Source organism: Novosphingobium sp. BL-A-41-Hi4B-X5A (assembly GCF_055521705.1).
Map to the genome: position 1 here is coordinate 2,546,309 of NZ_CM145500.1, position 13,794 is coordinate 2,560,102.

The window sequence follows — 13,794 nt, forward strand, 5'->3', positions numbered from 1 at the left end:
TCTAGCCGTTCCCCGCTCCGGATGCAAAAACCCCTCGCAAGGCGCGCGGTCGCGGCATAGTCTCGTGCCAAACGAATGGGGTGTTCTGGATGGAAGACATTTATCTCGGCCTCGGCTCCAACGGCGAACGGCAGGTGCTACGCCTTGGCCGCGCCAACCGCCACGGGCTGATCGCGGGCGCGACCGGGACCGGCAAGACGGTGACGCTGCAGGGCATTGCCGAACAGTTCTCGGCGCGCGGCGTACCCGTGTTCATGGCCGACGTGAAAGGCGACCTTGCGGGCATCGCCATGCCCGGCAGCCCGACCTTCAAGCACGCCGCCAGCCTTGAAGCGCGCGCCAAGGAACTGGGCATCGAGGACTACGCCTATTCCGACAATCCGGCGGTGTTCTGGGACCTCTATGGCGAGAGCGGCCACCCGATCCGCACCACGATTTCGGAAATGGGGCCGCTGCTGCTCTCGCGCCTGATGGGGCTGAACGAGACGCAGGAAGGCGTGCTCAACATCGCTTTCCGCTATGCCGATGACAATGGGCTGCTGCTGATCGACCTGCCTGACCTGCAATCCGTGCTGGTCGCCTGTGCCGAGAACGCCAGCGCGCTTGCCACGCGTTACGGCAATGTCTCCAAAGCCAGCGTCGGCACGATCCAGCGGCAGTTGCTCGCGTTCGAAAGCCAGGGCGCCGACCGCTTCTTCGGTGAACCGGCGTTCGAGGTGAACGATTTCCTGAAAGTGGACGAGCAGGGGCGCGGCATGGTCAACGTGCTCGCCGCTGACAAGCTGATGCAGAGCCCCAAGCTCTATGCCACGTTCCTGCTGTGGCTGCTGTCCGAACTGTTCGAGGCGCTGCCCGAAGTCGGCGATCCGGAAAAGCCGTGCCTGGTGTTCTTCTTCGACGAGGCGCACCTGCTGTTCGACGATGCCCCGCAGGCGCTGATGGAGAAGGTGGAGCAGGTGGTGCGCCTGATCCGTTCCAAGGGCGTGGGCGTCTATTTCGTCACGCAGAACCCGATCGACATTCCGGAGAAGATCGCAGGCCAGCTTGGCAACCGCGTGCAGCACGCGCTGCGGGCATTCACCCCGCGCGACCAGAAGGCGATCCGCGCGGCGGCCGAGACCTTCCGCATCAACAAGGACCTCGATGTCGAAACGGTCATCACCGAACTGAAAGTCGGCGAGGCGCTGGTCTCGACGCTGGACGATGACGGCGCGCCTTCGGTCGTCCAGCGCACGCTGATCGCCCCGCCGCGCTCGCGCCTCGGGCCGCTCAGCCCAAAGGAGCGCGCGGTGATCCAGTCGGTCAGCCCGTTCGACGGAAAGTACGATACGGCGGTGAACCGCGAATCCGCCGCCGAAGTTCTGGCGCAGAAGGCGGCTGACGCGGCAGCGGCGGCACAGCAGGTGGAGGAGCAGGGCGAAGAAGCACAACGCGCCTCCCCGCGCCGGACCACGACGATGTGGGAGAAGGCTGGCAAGGCGGCGGCGGGCGCGGTGGCGTCATCCGCAGGCGCAGTGATCGCCGCCAGCATCACCGGCAAGAAATCCCGCGCGGCACCGGTGGCCTCGGGGGTGACCGCAATGGTCGGCTCGATCGCCACGTCGATCGGCGGCGAGGCCCTGGGCCGTTTCGCGCGGGGGATTCTGGGCGGGCTGTTGCGTTAAGCCGCGCGCTGCGTGGAATTCCGCTTTGACCCGAGCAGTCACCTTTCGGCCACTATGCGCCGAAAGCTGACTTTCTGGATGCGACCCCATTGCCGGCTTAAAACCCATGCTATAGCCAAACTACGAAACTGGCCGAAGGGGTGATCCTTGTGCGTGAAAGCCCGGAGTGGTGGTGGATAAAAGGTCGGCGTTACATAACCTTAGTCATTTTACTTATTTTTGCTGCGGCATGGATTATCCGGTTAATCTTAGAAGAGGTAGCTGAGACCAACGGCAGCTAACCACCCATTGCTGCCATTCGCTCCGCTGGCAGTGAGTCGCGATAGTGGTCGTCCATTCAAGACGAACCTCATCCGCTCACCCTGAGCCTGTCGAAGGGTGCTGGCGCAGCGGCTGCGCCGGGTGCTTCGACAAGCTCAGCATGAGCGGGGCTTGTTTTAGAGTGGAAGGAGTTTAGGCCCGCTTCCCATTCGTCATTGCGAGCCGCCGAAGGCGGAGAAGCAATCCAGGGCGGTTTAAGCGGCTCTGGATTGCTTCGTCGCTGCGCTCCTCGCAATGACGAGGGATAGGCCCTTACTTCTTCTTCGCGTTCTGCCAGTCGGTCAGGCCCTTGATGAACTGCGGGCGGGTGCGGGCCTTTTCGGTCAGCATTCCGATCACGCGGTCCACCGGGCGGGCGGCTTCGGCGGGGACCGTGGCCTTGAACGCCTTGAGCTTTTCGATCATCGCCGGATCGTTCGATTGCCCGCCGAGGCTGGCGATGAAGGTCACGCGGCTTTGCGCATCGACCAGCGATTCGATCTTCTCGCGGTTGGTCAACGCGAAGTCGTAGGTCTCGTCCGGGTGCAGGCCCGCCGAGGCGACGATCATCGCCGCGCTGGTGGTCTTGCCCGGCGCGTCGGTCAGCGCAAGCTCACGCGCCGCCTTGGCCAGCGAGGCATCGGCGGGGCGGCCGAGCAGGGTGTAGAGGAACTGGCGTTCCACCGCGCTGTTGCTGGCCGCGGCCATGGCCTTGATCGCGTCCCAATCGGCCTTGGTGGCGTTGCGGGCGACGATGTTGAGCCAGGTCGTCTTTAGCGGACCGTCGAGCGCCTTGGGGTTGCTGGCGAGCATGGCGAAGCGGCGGCGCGCTTCGGCGACAACGTCAGGATCGCCCATCGTGCCGAAGCCCGCAATCAGCGTAGAGCGCAGGTCGGCGTCACGCAGGGGCTCGTCCGCCTTGGGCTCGAAGCCCAATGCCATCAAGCGCGGCTTGTAGGTGCCTGCGACCTTGCCATAGAGCTTCTTCTGCGCGGCCGGATCCTTGTCGAGCACGCGCCATGCGCCGACGAAATCGCCGAAAGCATTGCCGAGTACGACCGGATTGGCATTGCCGGGGATCGCCGCCAGCAGATCGAACGCCGGACCATAGGGCTGGTAGCCGCTGGACGAGAGTGCAAGGTTGTCGGCAATCAGGCCCATCTGGTCGACCGGCTGGAGCGTCGGCATGGCCTTCTTCAGCGAGTCGAGCATCTTGGGCGTGTAGAGCGAGCGGTAGTAGCCAAGCTGGCCCGCGTTGATCACGATCGGGCCGCAGCCATTGACCGTCACCGTCGCCTTGCCGCCATCAAGGATCGTGCGCACCGGCTCGCCGGAGCCCGCCGAGACGATCAGCGGCACCTTCCACTGCTGCGGCTTGGTAGCGACTTCGTCCTTGCGGTCGACGCTGAATTCGCTCTGTTCGAGGTTCAGCGTGGCCACGCCCTTCTTGCAGGTCATGCCGGTGACCTTGACCAGCGGGATGCCGGGCTTGGTGGTGAAATCGGCGGCGATGGCGGTGAGGCCGGGGGCGCCGGCCTTTTCGATTGCCTGCCACAGGTCCTTCGAGCGGGTGTTGCCGAACTTGTGATCGCGCATGTAGGCGCGCAGGCCATCGCGCCAGACGTTTTCGCCCGCGAACGCCTCGAGCATCGAGATGACCGCTTCGCCCTTCTGGTAGGTGATCGCGTCGAAGGCCTGGTTGGTCTCGTCGACGGTCTTGATCTCCTGCACGATCGGGTGCGTGGTCTTGAAGCCATCAAGGCCCATCGCCGCATCGCGCCCGTTCACGCGCTCGAGCAGCGGGAACCAGTCGGGGTGGAAGTGGGCGGTGGCCTTGGTTTCCATCCAGCTGGCGAAGCCCTCGTTGAGCCAGAGGTCTTCCCACCAGGCCATGGTCACGAGGTTGCCGAACCACTGGTGCGCCACTTCGTGCGCCTGCGTGGTGACGATGTTCTGGCGGGCGGCGGCGCTGGTGATGGCGGGATCGTTGAGCAGGATGCGCTCGAACGTCAGGATCGCGCCCCAGTTTTCCATGGCCGAGAAGAACTGCGACTGGCCAGGTGCGGCGATGTTGTCGATCTTGGGCAGCGGATAGGGCTGGCCGAAGTATTCGGAATAGTAGGGGATCAGCGGCGCGAGTTCGTCCAGCGCGAAACGGGCCTGCTCGCCGCTGCCCTTGGGCGCGACGATGCCAGCCTGAACGCCGGGGGCGGCTTCCTTGGTCATCCGCTCCCAGTCGCCCAGGCCGAAGAACAGGAGGTACGAAGACATCTTCGGGCTGGTGCCGAAGGTCACGCGCTTCATGCCACCCGCAAGCGGCTCTTCCTTGGCGATCGGCATGTTGCTGACGGCCATCTGCGTGGCGGGGACGACGGCCGAGAGGTCGAACGTGGCCTTGTAGATCGGCTCGTCGAACATCGGGGCGAAGCGGCGGGCGTCGGGCGCTTCGAACTGCGTGAACAGGCCGCGCACCTCCTTGCCGGTCACCTTGTCAGGATAGTCGAGCGCGAAGAGGCCATTGGCCTGCGTGTTGATGATCCCCGAATAGCTGGTGTCGAGGCGGTACTTGCCGGGCGCGAGCGGCGCGGCGGCGGTGAAGGTCGCGGTCTGGCGCTTTTCGTCCATCGTCACGGTGACGGGCATGGCTGCCCCGCCTGCGGGCGTGAGCGTGGCGGTGGTGATCTTGAGGTCCAGCGCGTGGAGCGTCAGCGCGGGGGTCGCTTCGGTGACTTCGAGATCGACCGAGGACGTGCCGGTGAAGGTCAGGGCCTTGGCATCGGGGGTGATCGAGATGGTGTAGTGCGAGGGGTGGGCGACGCGGGGAAGGTCAGTGTGGACGCCCGCTGCAGCCGAAGGATTGAGCGGGGCCTGCGCGGTGGCGGGCACGGCCGCCGTGGCAACGGCAAGGGCGAAAGCGGAAACAAAAGAAATGGTACGCATGCCGATCATGACTCCCCGGCGCAATGAAGATTGGTTGCAGTAGCAACCGGTCGTCGCCTGCGCGACTCCTTTCGACGAACGACAGGTGCGCGCCGACGAATGTCGGTTGACTATCGGGCCGGCGATGATCGGGCGGTTAACCGAGCGGCAGGCGCATGGTTGCGGTGAGTCCGGCAATGCCGTCCTGGCCGCGACGGTTGGCGAGCGTCAGCGTGCCGCCGTGCTGGTCGGCAATCGCGCGGGCGAGCGTGAGGCCGAGCCCGGTGCCGCCGGTGCCGCTGTTGCGCGATGCCTCAAGGCGGGTGAACGGCTCCATCATCCGCGCAATCTCGTGCTCGGGGATGCCCGGGCCATCGTCTTCGATCCGCAGCACGGCCTCGCGGCCTTCGCGGGTGAGCGTGATGCGGGCGCGTTCGCCATAGCGCATGGCGTTCGAGACGAGGTTGCGCAAGGCGCGCCGCATCCAGGTGGCGCGTACGGGCAGGACGACGCGGTCGGTGTCGCCCAGTTCCACCGGTTCGCCCATGTCCTCGAATTCGCCGATCACGTCGGCGACGAGGGCGGAGAGTTCGGTCGGTTCCAGCGGGTCCGACGGACGGCCGACGCGGGCGAGCGAGAGGATATCGTCGAGCGAGCGATTGATGTCCTCGATCGTGGCGGCCATGCGGGCGCGCTCGACATCATCGTCGACCGCCTCGATCCGCACGCGCAGTGCGGCCAGGGGAGTCTTCAAGTCATGCCCGATCGCGCCGAGCATGACGTCCTTCTCATCGAGCATCGCGGCGATGCGGCCTTCCATCGCGTTGTGCGCGACGATCAGGCGCTGAATATCTTCAGGACCCTCCGGCTGGAGCTGGCCATCCAGAGTGCGATTGCCGGCGAAATCCTCGACCCGGCGCGTGAGGGCCTTCAATGGGCGGGCCATGTGCCGCAGGATCAGCGCCATGGTGCCGACCAGCACGAGGTAGAGCACGATTGTCTGACCGACGAGGGGAGCCAGCACGCGCATTTCACCGCCTTCGGTGAACACACGGGTCGAAGTCCAGCCGCCTGACGGGCTGCGGATCGAGGCAATGACCAGGCGGGGCATTGGCTCCTTCGAGACCAGTTCCAGCTTGCGGCGGTTGCGGCTCCAGAATTCGAGGCTGGGACCATCGCGCATGGGATCGCGTTCGAAGACCAGCACTTCGGCGGTCTCCACCCCTTGCGCGTTCAGGACTTCGCTCAGTTCGTGCTCCACGCGCGGCAGGCGCCGCTCGCCGGGGCGATGGAGCGATTGTTGCGAATGTTCGATGCGGAAGGGCGGCGGCGCGCGATCGTCTGAATCCCCACGATGGTGGCGACGTTCCTCAGGGCTGGGGCCGATCAGCCGAAATGCGGCCGAACTGACCATCGACACCTCGCGCCGGTGGTTCTGTTCCTTCCAGAGCAGCACGGCCGAAATGGTCTGCGCCACCAGCAGCGCAAGCGCGATGGCGAGCAGGACCTGGCCCTGAAGGCTGCGCGGCCAGAAGCGGAGGCGCTGCACCGGTGGTCAGCTTTCGTCAGCAGTGGCGGGGCGCTTGCGCACCTCGGCAGCAAGCATGTAGCCGCCGCCCCACACTGTCTGGATCAGTTGCGGATTGCGGCTGTCGACTTCCACCTTGCGGCGCAGGCGCGAGATCTGGTTGTCCACGGCGCGGTCGAACAGATGCGCCTCGCGGCCCTGCACCATGTCGAGCAGGCGATCGCGGTCCAGCACCTGACGGGGATGATCGAGGAAGGCCATGAGCAGGCGGAACTCGGCCGAGGAAATGGCGACGACTGCGCCTTCGCGGTCGATCAGGCGGCGCTTGAGCGGATCGAGCCGCCAGCCTTCGAATTCGTAGATGACCGCGTCCGAAACCTCGCTCGACTGCTTGGTCGCGCGGCGCAGGACCGAGCGGATGCGCGCGACAAGCTCGCGCGGATCGAACGGCTTCACGACATAATCGTCGGCGCCGATCTCCAGCCCGACGATGCGGTCGGTGGATTCACCCTTGGCGGTGATGAAGATGACGGGCAGGCGCTTGGCCTCGACCAGATGGCGACAGAGCGAGAGGCCGTCTTCGCCCGGCATCATGATGTCGAGCAGCACGAGATCGCAGCCCGCTTCAAGCAGGCGGCTACGGGCTTCGGCGGCAGTGGCGGCCTGGGTCACGACAAACCCCTGCCGGACCAGATAGTCCGCCAGGGGTTCGCGCAGCGCAGGTTCGTCATCGACCAGGAGCAGTCGGATCGGCGCTTCGTTCATCGCAGTTTAGTTAGCCGGAGCGGGTGGCGGAGGTCCATCACCCATTGCGCCCATGTGTCCGCCCATGGGACCGCGATGCGCGCCCTTCATCTTGCCCATCATGGTTTTCATCGCGGCGCGACGCTCTTCAGGCGTGATCTTGCCGTCCTTGTTGGCGTCGGCCATGTCGAAGTGCCCCTTCACGCCAGCATCGAATTCGGCGCGGGTGACGGTGCCATCCTTGTTGGCATCGGCCATCATCGCCATGTGGCCGCCCATCATCATGCCGCGCATGCCGTGACCGCGGTGATCCTTGCGATCACCATCACGACCTTCGGGGCCCTTCATCTGCTGGTGGTGAGCGATGAATTCGGCCTGGCTGATCGAACCGTTCTTGTCGGTGTCGATCCTGGCGAACTGTTCGGCCCACTTGGCGCTCTTGTCAGCCTGGTCGAGCTTGCCGTCCTTGTTGACGTCGAGCTTGGCCCACATGTCATCGGACTTGGCCTTGGCCTCGGTCCAGGTGATGGTCTTGTCGCCATCGGCATCCATCTTCTGCGCAAAGGCAGGCGAGGCGGCGTAGAGCGCGAGCGAGGCCGTGGCGGTCACCGCAGCGGCGGCCGCAATATGGAATTTCTTCATCGGTTCGTTCCCGTCAGGAGAGAGGGAGGAGACTGCGGCCGCCATGCTCAGCAAGGAGAGGGGGAGGGATGCCTTGCTCAGGGGGGGACTGAAAGCCGGCGACCGCAGTTCCTGTAGTCCCTATCTAGGCGCAGCTTGTCGCGCGACTATGCCGGGGACGCGGGTTTATTGTCGCAATTTGTCGCGTCTGCACCGGGGCGTTCATCCGCGTGCAATCACGAACCGAACTCCCGCCGTTCAGCCCATCACGAAGGCGTTGAGCTTGTTGCCATCAGGGTCGCGGAAATAGGCGGCATAGAAGCCGCCACCGCGCAGGCCCGGCTGGCCCTCGCACGTGCCGCCATGGGCGAGAGCGATGGCGTGGAGGCGGCCGACCTGCTCCTTGTCACTGGCCTGAAGCGCGACCATCACGCCGTTGCCGACGGTGGCGGGCTGGCCGTCGAACGGCTTCATCGCCGCGATACCGGCAGCGCCATCGGGTACGCCCCAGGCGATGCCGGTTTCGAACTCCATCATCCGGCCGACGCGCATCTCCGCCGCGATGGCATCGTAGAAGGCCGCAGCACGGGGCAGGTCATTGGTGCCGACAGTGACATATCCGATCATCGCATTGTTCCTCATCCACGATTCGATAAGGAACAATACGTGAACGTGGGCGGCGTCACAAGGGCGCGCAGGCGGCGTCCAGCCATGCCAGATCATCACCGGAAAGCTGCGGGGCGAGCACCTTGCGCACCTTGGCGTGATAGGTGTCGAGCCACTCGCGCTCTTCTGCCGAAAGTAGTGCGACTTCGACCAGATCGCGGGCTATCGGCGCGAAGGTCAGCGTCTCGAAGCCGTAGAACTCGCCCTCCGCCCCGGCGATGTCGCGCTTCTCGACGAGCACGAGGTTTTCGATGCGGATGCCGTACTCGCCGGTCTTGTAGTAGCCCGGCTCGTTCGAGAGGATCATGCCCGGCATCAGCGGCTGTCCGGTGCCCGCCTGACCGCCGCTGGCCTTGGCGATGCGTTGCGGTCCTTCGTGGACGGCGAGGAAGCTGCCGACGCCGTGGCCGGTGCCGTGGGCGTAATCAAGGCCTGCCATCCACAGGAACTGGCGGGCAAAGCTGTCGAGCTGGCTGCCCGCCGTGCCCTTGGGGAAGACGGCGCGGGCGAGTGCAATGTGGCCCTTGAGCACGCGGGTGAAGCGGTCCTTGACCTCTGCATGCGGTGCATCGGGGCCGACCCAGACGGTGCGGGTAATGTCGGTGGTGCCATCGACGTACTGCCCGCCCGAATCGACGAGGTAGACGCTGTTGGGCTCGAGCGTGCGGCTGGTTTCCTCGCTGACGCGGTAGTGCACGACGGCCCCGTTCGGCCCGGCGCCCGAGATCGTGTCGAATGACAGATCCTTGAGCAGCCCGCCCTCGGCGCGGAAGGCCTGCAGGCGGTCGGCGGCGGAAAGCTCGGTAACGCCGCCCTTGGGCGCTTCGACCTCGATCCAGCGCAGGAAGCGGGCGATGGCCGCACCATCGCGGGCCTGCGCGGCGCGGTGGCCGGCCTGTTCGACCTCGTTCTTGATCGCCTTGGGCAGCACGACCGGGTCGGTCACGGCGACGGCCTCGGCGCCGGCCTGATAGAGCGCATGGAAGATTGCCGCCACCGAGCGTTCGGGATCAACCGCGACCTTGCGCCCTTTCATCTCGCCAAGAGCATGCACAAAGCGTTTGCGCGGGTGGACCCGAACCGCATTGCCGAGATGGGCGATCAATTCAGGCGTGACCTTTTCAGGCGCGATGAACAGGTCGGCCGTGCCATCGGCATTGGCGATGACGAACGACAGCGCGACCGGCGTGTGATCGACGTCGGTGCCACGAATGTTGAGCAGCCATGCCACCGAATCGAGCGCGGTGATCACGGTCGCGTCATAGCCATTGCTGCTGAGCCACTCGGCCACGGCGGCGCGCTTTTCGTGCGCAGATTGTCCGGCGTGTTCGTCGGCGTGGGGCACGGCGATAGCAAGCGATCGTTCCGGTTGATCCTGCCACACGGCGTCTACCGGATTGTGCGCCACCGGAACAAGGGCCGCATCGCGCTTGTCGAGCGCGGCGCAGACGGATTCGACCCAGCCCTCGGAATGCAGCCAGGCATCATAGCCGATCTTCGCCCCTTGCGGAGCATGCTGCCCGAGCCATTGCGCGACGCTGGTCTGCGGAACCGACTGGTACGACCACAGCTTGCCATCGACCTGATCGCGCACCTGCAAGGTGTAGCGCCCATCGACGAAGATCGCGGCTTCATTTGCCAGCACCACCGCTGCGCCGGCAGAGCCGCCGAAGCCGGTCAGCCATTCCAGCCGCTGCGCATAGGCGCCAACGTATTCGCTCATGTGCTCGTCGGAAATCGGGATGACGAAGCCGTCGAGGCCGTCTTTCGCCAGCTGCTTTCGCAAGGCATCGAGGCGGGCTTCGTGAGTGTGCATCAGCATGGGATAAGGTCCTGAATGTGGGCGGCCCGCCTTGCGGGCATCATGCGCGCAACATAGATGCGAGGGATGAGCATTGCCACACCTCCCGTCGCCGCCAAGGTTCCGCACAGCTTCTCGCACCACGGCCTGACCGTATCCGACGATTACGCGTGGCTGCGCGATCCCGGTTATCCAGAGGTGAAGGACAAGGCGATCCTTGAACATCTCAACGCAGAGAATGCCTGGTTCGAAGCCCGCATGGGCGAACGCAAGCCGGTGATCGACGCGCTGTTCAAGGAAATGCGCGCGCGGATCAAGGAGGCAGACAAGTCGGTCCCGCAGAAGGATGGCGATTTCCTCTACTGGATCGAGTTCGAGGAAGGCGCCGAATACAAGAAGTGGTGGCGCCGCCCGGTTGGCGCGCCCGACGATGGCAGCGCGGACGAACTGATTCTCGATGAAGTCGCCCTGGCGGAGGGCAAGGACTACTTCCGCCTTGGCGCGATTGCGGTGTCGAAGGACGGGACGAAGCTCGCCTGGTCGGTGGATGACAACGGCTCTGAACGCTTCACGGCCCGCATCAAGATCATCGCCACCGGCGAGGTCTTGCCCGACGAGATCCCCGGCACGCTTTCCGGACTGATCTGGGTGAAGGACGACACCGGCCTTGTCTACAGCCTCGCCAACGAGAACTGGCGGACGGACAATGCGCGCCTGCACTGGATCGGCCAGCCGCTGGAAAACGACGTCGAACTCTATCACGAGGATGACGAAGGCTTCCGCGTCGGCGCGTCGCTTTCGGCGAACGAGAAGTGGCTGATCATCTCGACCGGGGACCACGAGACCGGCGAAGTGCGGCTGGTTCCTGCCGACGATCCGCTGGCCGAACCGCTGCTGGTCAAGCCGCGCCGGAAGGGCGTGGAGTACGATGTCGATGAGCGCGATGGCGTTCTCTACATCCACGCCAACGACACCCACGAGAACTTCCGTTTGGCGACGGCGCCGCTGTCCGATCCCGGCAACTGGACCACGCTGATCGAGGGGACGGACGAATTCTACCTCACCGGGTTCGACCTGTTCCGCAATTTCTACGTCACCGAAGGCCGGGTGCGCGGGCTGGATCGCATCGAGGTACGCTACTACGACGATCCTTCGCGCGTCGAACCGATAGAATTTCCCGAAGCGAGCTACGAGGCCTCGCTGGGCGACAATCCCGAATGGGACATGAGCGTACTGCGGGTGGGCTATGAATCGATGGTCAGCCCGGCCTCGTCCTACGACTACGACGTGGCGACACGCAGCCTGACCCTGCTGAAGGTGCAGGAAATCCCGAGCGGCTATGACGCCTCGCTTTACGAAACGGCGCGGCTGGAAATCGCCGCGCGTGACGGGACGATGGTCCCGGTCAGCGTGGTCTGGCGCAAGGACCGCGCGCCCGGTGGGCCGCTGCATCTTTATGGCTACGGCGCCTATGGCATCGCCATCGGCCCGGGCTTCTCGACCACGCGGCTGAGCCTGGTAGACCGCGGATTTGCCTATGCCATCGCGCATATCCGCGGCGGCGACGATCTGGGCCGCGCCTGGTACAAGGCGGGCAAGCTGGAGGCGCGGACCAACACCTTCAATGACTTCGTCGACGTGGCCAAGGGCCTGATCGAGCGTGGGTTCACGCAGGCTGGCAAGATCAGCATTTCGGGCGGCTCTGCCGGTGGCGAGCTGATGGGCGCGGTGATCAATTCCGATCCCGAGCTTTGGGGCGCAGTCGTCGCGCATGTGCCCTTTGTCGATGTGCTCAACACCATGCTCGACGAGGATCTGCCGCTGACGCCGGGCGAATGGCCGGAATGGGGCAATCCGATCGAGGACAAGGCGGCGTTCGAGCTGATCCACTCGTACTCGCCCTACGATCAGGTCAAGGCGCAAGGCTATCCGCCGCTGATGGTGACGGCGGGCCTCAACGATCCGCGCGTGACATATTGGGAGCCTGCCAAGTGGGTTGCCAAGCTGCGCGAAGTGAAGACCGACGCCAACGAGCTGATCCTCAAGACCAACATGGGCGCGGGGCACGGCGGCAAGTCGGGCCGGTTCGAAAGCTTGAAGGAAACGGCGGAGGAGTTCGCCTTCATCCTGTGGCAGCTGGGGGTGGATGCTTGAGCAATCGCTACGCCCTGACCTTCACCGCTGGCCCCGAGCACATCGACGAACTGGGCCACGTCAACAACGCGGTATGGGTGAACTGGATTCAGGACATTGCCACCGCGCATTGGTCTGCCGTGGCATCTGCCGAGCACCAGGACGCCTACGTCTGGGTCGTGACGCGGCACGAGATCGACTATCGCGGCAACATCGTCGCAGGCGAAAGCGTGAGTGCCGAGACGTTCATCCCCGAACCGCCGACCGGCGCGCGGTTCGACCGGCGCGTCGATTTCCGCAATGCAGCGGGCAAGGTCATCGTCAGCGCCAAGACCACCTGGGCGATCATCGACCGCGCATCAGGCCGGATCCTGCGCGTGCCCAAGGACGTGGCCGCGCCGTTCCTGCCATAGGGTTTCGTCCTGAGGCTTTCCATTCTGCCGGAATGGTTGCAACCATAGACGCCCCGCATGCGTTTGGCCGCAGATGCAAGGGCAGTACGTGGATAGGACGAGTGGCGCAGTCACGCCGTCAGGGCGCTATCGCGACCGCCAGCGCAGCGGGCGTGAGCGGCTGGTGCCGACCGTGCTCGCCGCATTGCTGCACATCGCGGTGCTGTGGGGCGTGATCCACGGCTTCGGCGGCGTTCCCGCCATGACAGATCTCGCCAAGGAGACGTTCACCACCAGCACCTTCGATGTGCCGCTGGAAGAACCAAAACCCACCCCGACCTCGACCACGCCCGAGCCCGCGGGCGCTTCGGGTGAGGAGGGGAAGAAGGCCAAGCCCAAGCCGGTCATCGCCAAGGCTCGCGTGCCTTCGCGGAAGGAAAATGCGCCGCCGGTCGCCTCGACCGGGCAGGACCCGCGCTCGGGCGCAGCCGCGCAGGGGCAAGGCACGGGCGGTGGTGGCGAGGGTACGGGCACCGGCAGCGGCGCCAGTGGCAACGGTTCGGGCGGAGGCCTTGCCCGCAAGGCTGAGAAGATCGCCGGCGATATCCGCTCGACCCGGGACTACCCGGTCAGCAGCCAGCAGGAACGCATTGGCAAGCGCGTGGTTATCCTGCTGACTGTCGGCACGGATGGGCGTGTGTCGTCTTGCCGTGTCTACCGTGCGAGCGGCGTGCCCGAGGCTGACGCCACGACCTGCCGTCTTGCCAGCGAGCGGTTCCGCTTCCGGCCTGCGCTTGATGCAGAAGGAAATCCGGTCACCTCCAGCTATGGCTGGGAGCAGCGCTGGTTCGAACCATGATATTGCACTGCAACATGACGAGTGATATATCCTAAGTTATACAAACGGTTGGATAGAAGACCTTTTGCGACAGCCTGCGTTACTTTCGCGCTATTTTTGTTGCATCGCAATGCAACCGGATCGCCCGCCCCGCGTTGGTTCATCGACAGTACAGCAACCGCGTCACG

At 65.0% G+C, this 13,794-nt stretch carries 10 protein-coding genes; 4 read left to right on the plus strand and 6 right to left on the minus strand.

The features are described from left to right. Positions 1–89 precede the first annotated feature (89 nt). Entirely contained in the window at positions 90–1,664 is a 1,575-nt protein-coding gene (locus ACZ1JY_RS12420) for a helicase HerA-like domain-containing protein (protein WP_465129470.1), read from the plus strand. Positions 1,665–2,237: 573 nt separating this feature from the next. Here the strand turns inward: ACZ1JY_RS12420 and ACZ1JY_RS12425 are convergent. From ACZ1JY_RS12425 to ACZ1JY_RS12450, 6 genes are all read right to left on the minus strand, one after another. Next, a complete protein-coding gene (locus tag ACZ1JY_RS12425) occupies positions 2,238–4,904 on the minus strand; it encodes a M1 family metallopeptidase (protein WP_465129471.1) in 2,667 nt (888 codons plus the stop codon). 136 nt (positions 4,905–5,040) lie between these two features. Next, positions 5,041–6,432, minus strand: coding sequence for a sensor histidine kinase (locus ACZ1JY_RS12430; RefSeq protein WP_465129472.1), 1,392 nt, complete (start codon positions 6,430–6,432; stop codon positions 5,041–5,043). Between the two features lie 6 nt (positions 6,433–6,438). Further along, positions 6,439–7,176, minus strand: coding sequence for a response regulator (locus tag ACZ1JY_RS12435; RefSeq protein ID WP_118072492.1), 738 nt, complete (start codon positions 7,174–7,176; stop codon positions 6,439–6,441). A 6-nt stretch (positions 7,177–7,182) separates the two neighbouring features. Then, positions 7,183–7,797 carry an EF-hand domain-containing protein gene (locus ACZ1JY_RS12440; RefSeq protein ID WP_465129473.1) on the minus strand — a complete coding sequence of 205 codons (615 nt, stop codon included), beginning with the start codon at positions 7,795–7,797 and terminating at the stop codon, positions 7,183–7,185. A 237-nt stretch (positions 7,798–8,034) separates the two neighbouring features. Then, positions 8,035–8,403: a VOC family protein gene (locus tag ACZ1JY_RS12445; RefSeq protein WP_465129474.1), complete on the minus strand. Its 369-nt coding sequence runs from the start codon at positions 8,401–8,403 to the stop codon at positions 8,035–8,037. Positions 8,404–8,458: 55 nt separating this feature from the next. Further along, positions 8,459–10,258: an aminopeptidase P family protein gene (locus ACZ1JY_RS12450; RefSeq protein WP_465130911.1), complete on the minus strand. Its 1,800-nt coding sequence runs from the start codon at positions 10,256–10,258 to the stop codon at positions 8,459–8,461. A 63-nt stretch (positions 10,259–10,321) separates the two neighbouring features. On the opposite strand from ACZ1JY_RS12450, the gene ACZ1JY_RS12455 reads away from it, so the two are divergent. From ACZ1JY_RS12455 to ACZ1JY_RS12465, 3 genes are all read left to right on the plus strand, one after another. Next, positions 10,322–12,397 (plus strand): S9 family peptidase, encoded by a 2,076-nt coding sequence (locus ACZ1JY_RS12455; RefSeq protein ID WP_465129475.1) that lies wholly within the window; start codon positions 10,322–10,324, stop codon positions 12,395–12,397. Then, positions 12,394–12,789 (plus strand): acyl-CoA thioesterase, encoded by a 396-nt coding sequence (locus ACZ1JY_RS12460; protein ID WP_465129476.1) that lies wholly within the window; start codon positions 12,394–12,396, stop codon positions 12,787–12,789. Before ACZ1JY_RS12455 ends, ACZ1JY_RS12460 begins: the two co-directional genes overlap by 4 nt. Positions 12,790–12,877: 88 nt before the next feature. Then, entirely contained in the window at positions 12,878–13,627 is a 750-nt protein-coding gene (locus ACZ1JY_RS12465; RefSeq protein WP_465129477.1) for a TonB family protein, read from the plus strand. Positions 13,628–13,794 lie beyond the last annotated feature (167 nt).

Bases quoted from the DNA above. Each gene is read 5' to 3' on its own strand.
- ACZ1JY_RS12420 (WP_465129470.1), top strand. From the start codon at position 90: ATGGAAGACATTTATCTCGGCCTCGGCTCCAACGGCGAACGGCAGGTG.
- ACZ1JY_RS12425 (WP_465129471.1), bottom strand. From the start codon at position 4,904: ATGCGTACCATTTCTTTTGTTTCCGCTTTCGCCCTTGCCGTTGCCACG.
- ACZ1JY_RS12435 (WP_118072492.1), bottom strand. From the start codon at position 7,176: ATGAACGAAGCGCCGATCCGACTGCTCCTGGTCGATGACGAACCTGCG.
- ACZ1JY_RS12440 (WP_465129473.1), bottom strand. From the start codon at position 7,797: ATGAAGAAATTCCATATTGCGGCCGCCGCTGCGGTGACCGCCACGGCC.
- ACZ1JY_RS12445 (WP_465129474.1), bottom strand. From the start codon at position 8,403: ATGATCGGATATGTCACTGTCGGCACCAATGACCTGCCCCGTGCTGCG.
- ACZ1JY_RS12450 (WP_465130911.1), bottom strand. From the start codon at position 10,258: ATGCACACTCACGAAGCCCGCCTCGATGCCTTGCGAAAGCAGCTGGCG.
- ACZ1JY_RS12455 (WP_465129475.1), top strand. From the start codon at position 10,322: ATGCGAGGGATGAGCATTGCCACACCTCCCGTCGCCGCCAAGGTTCCG.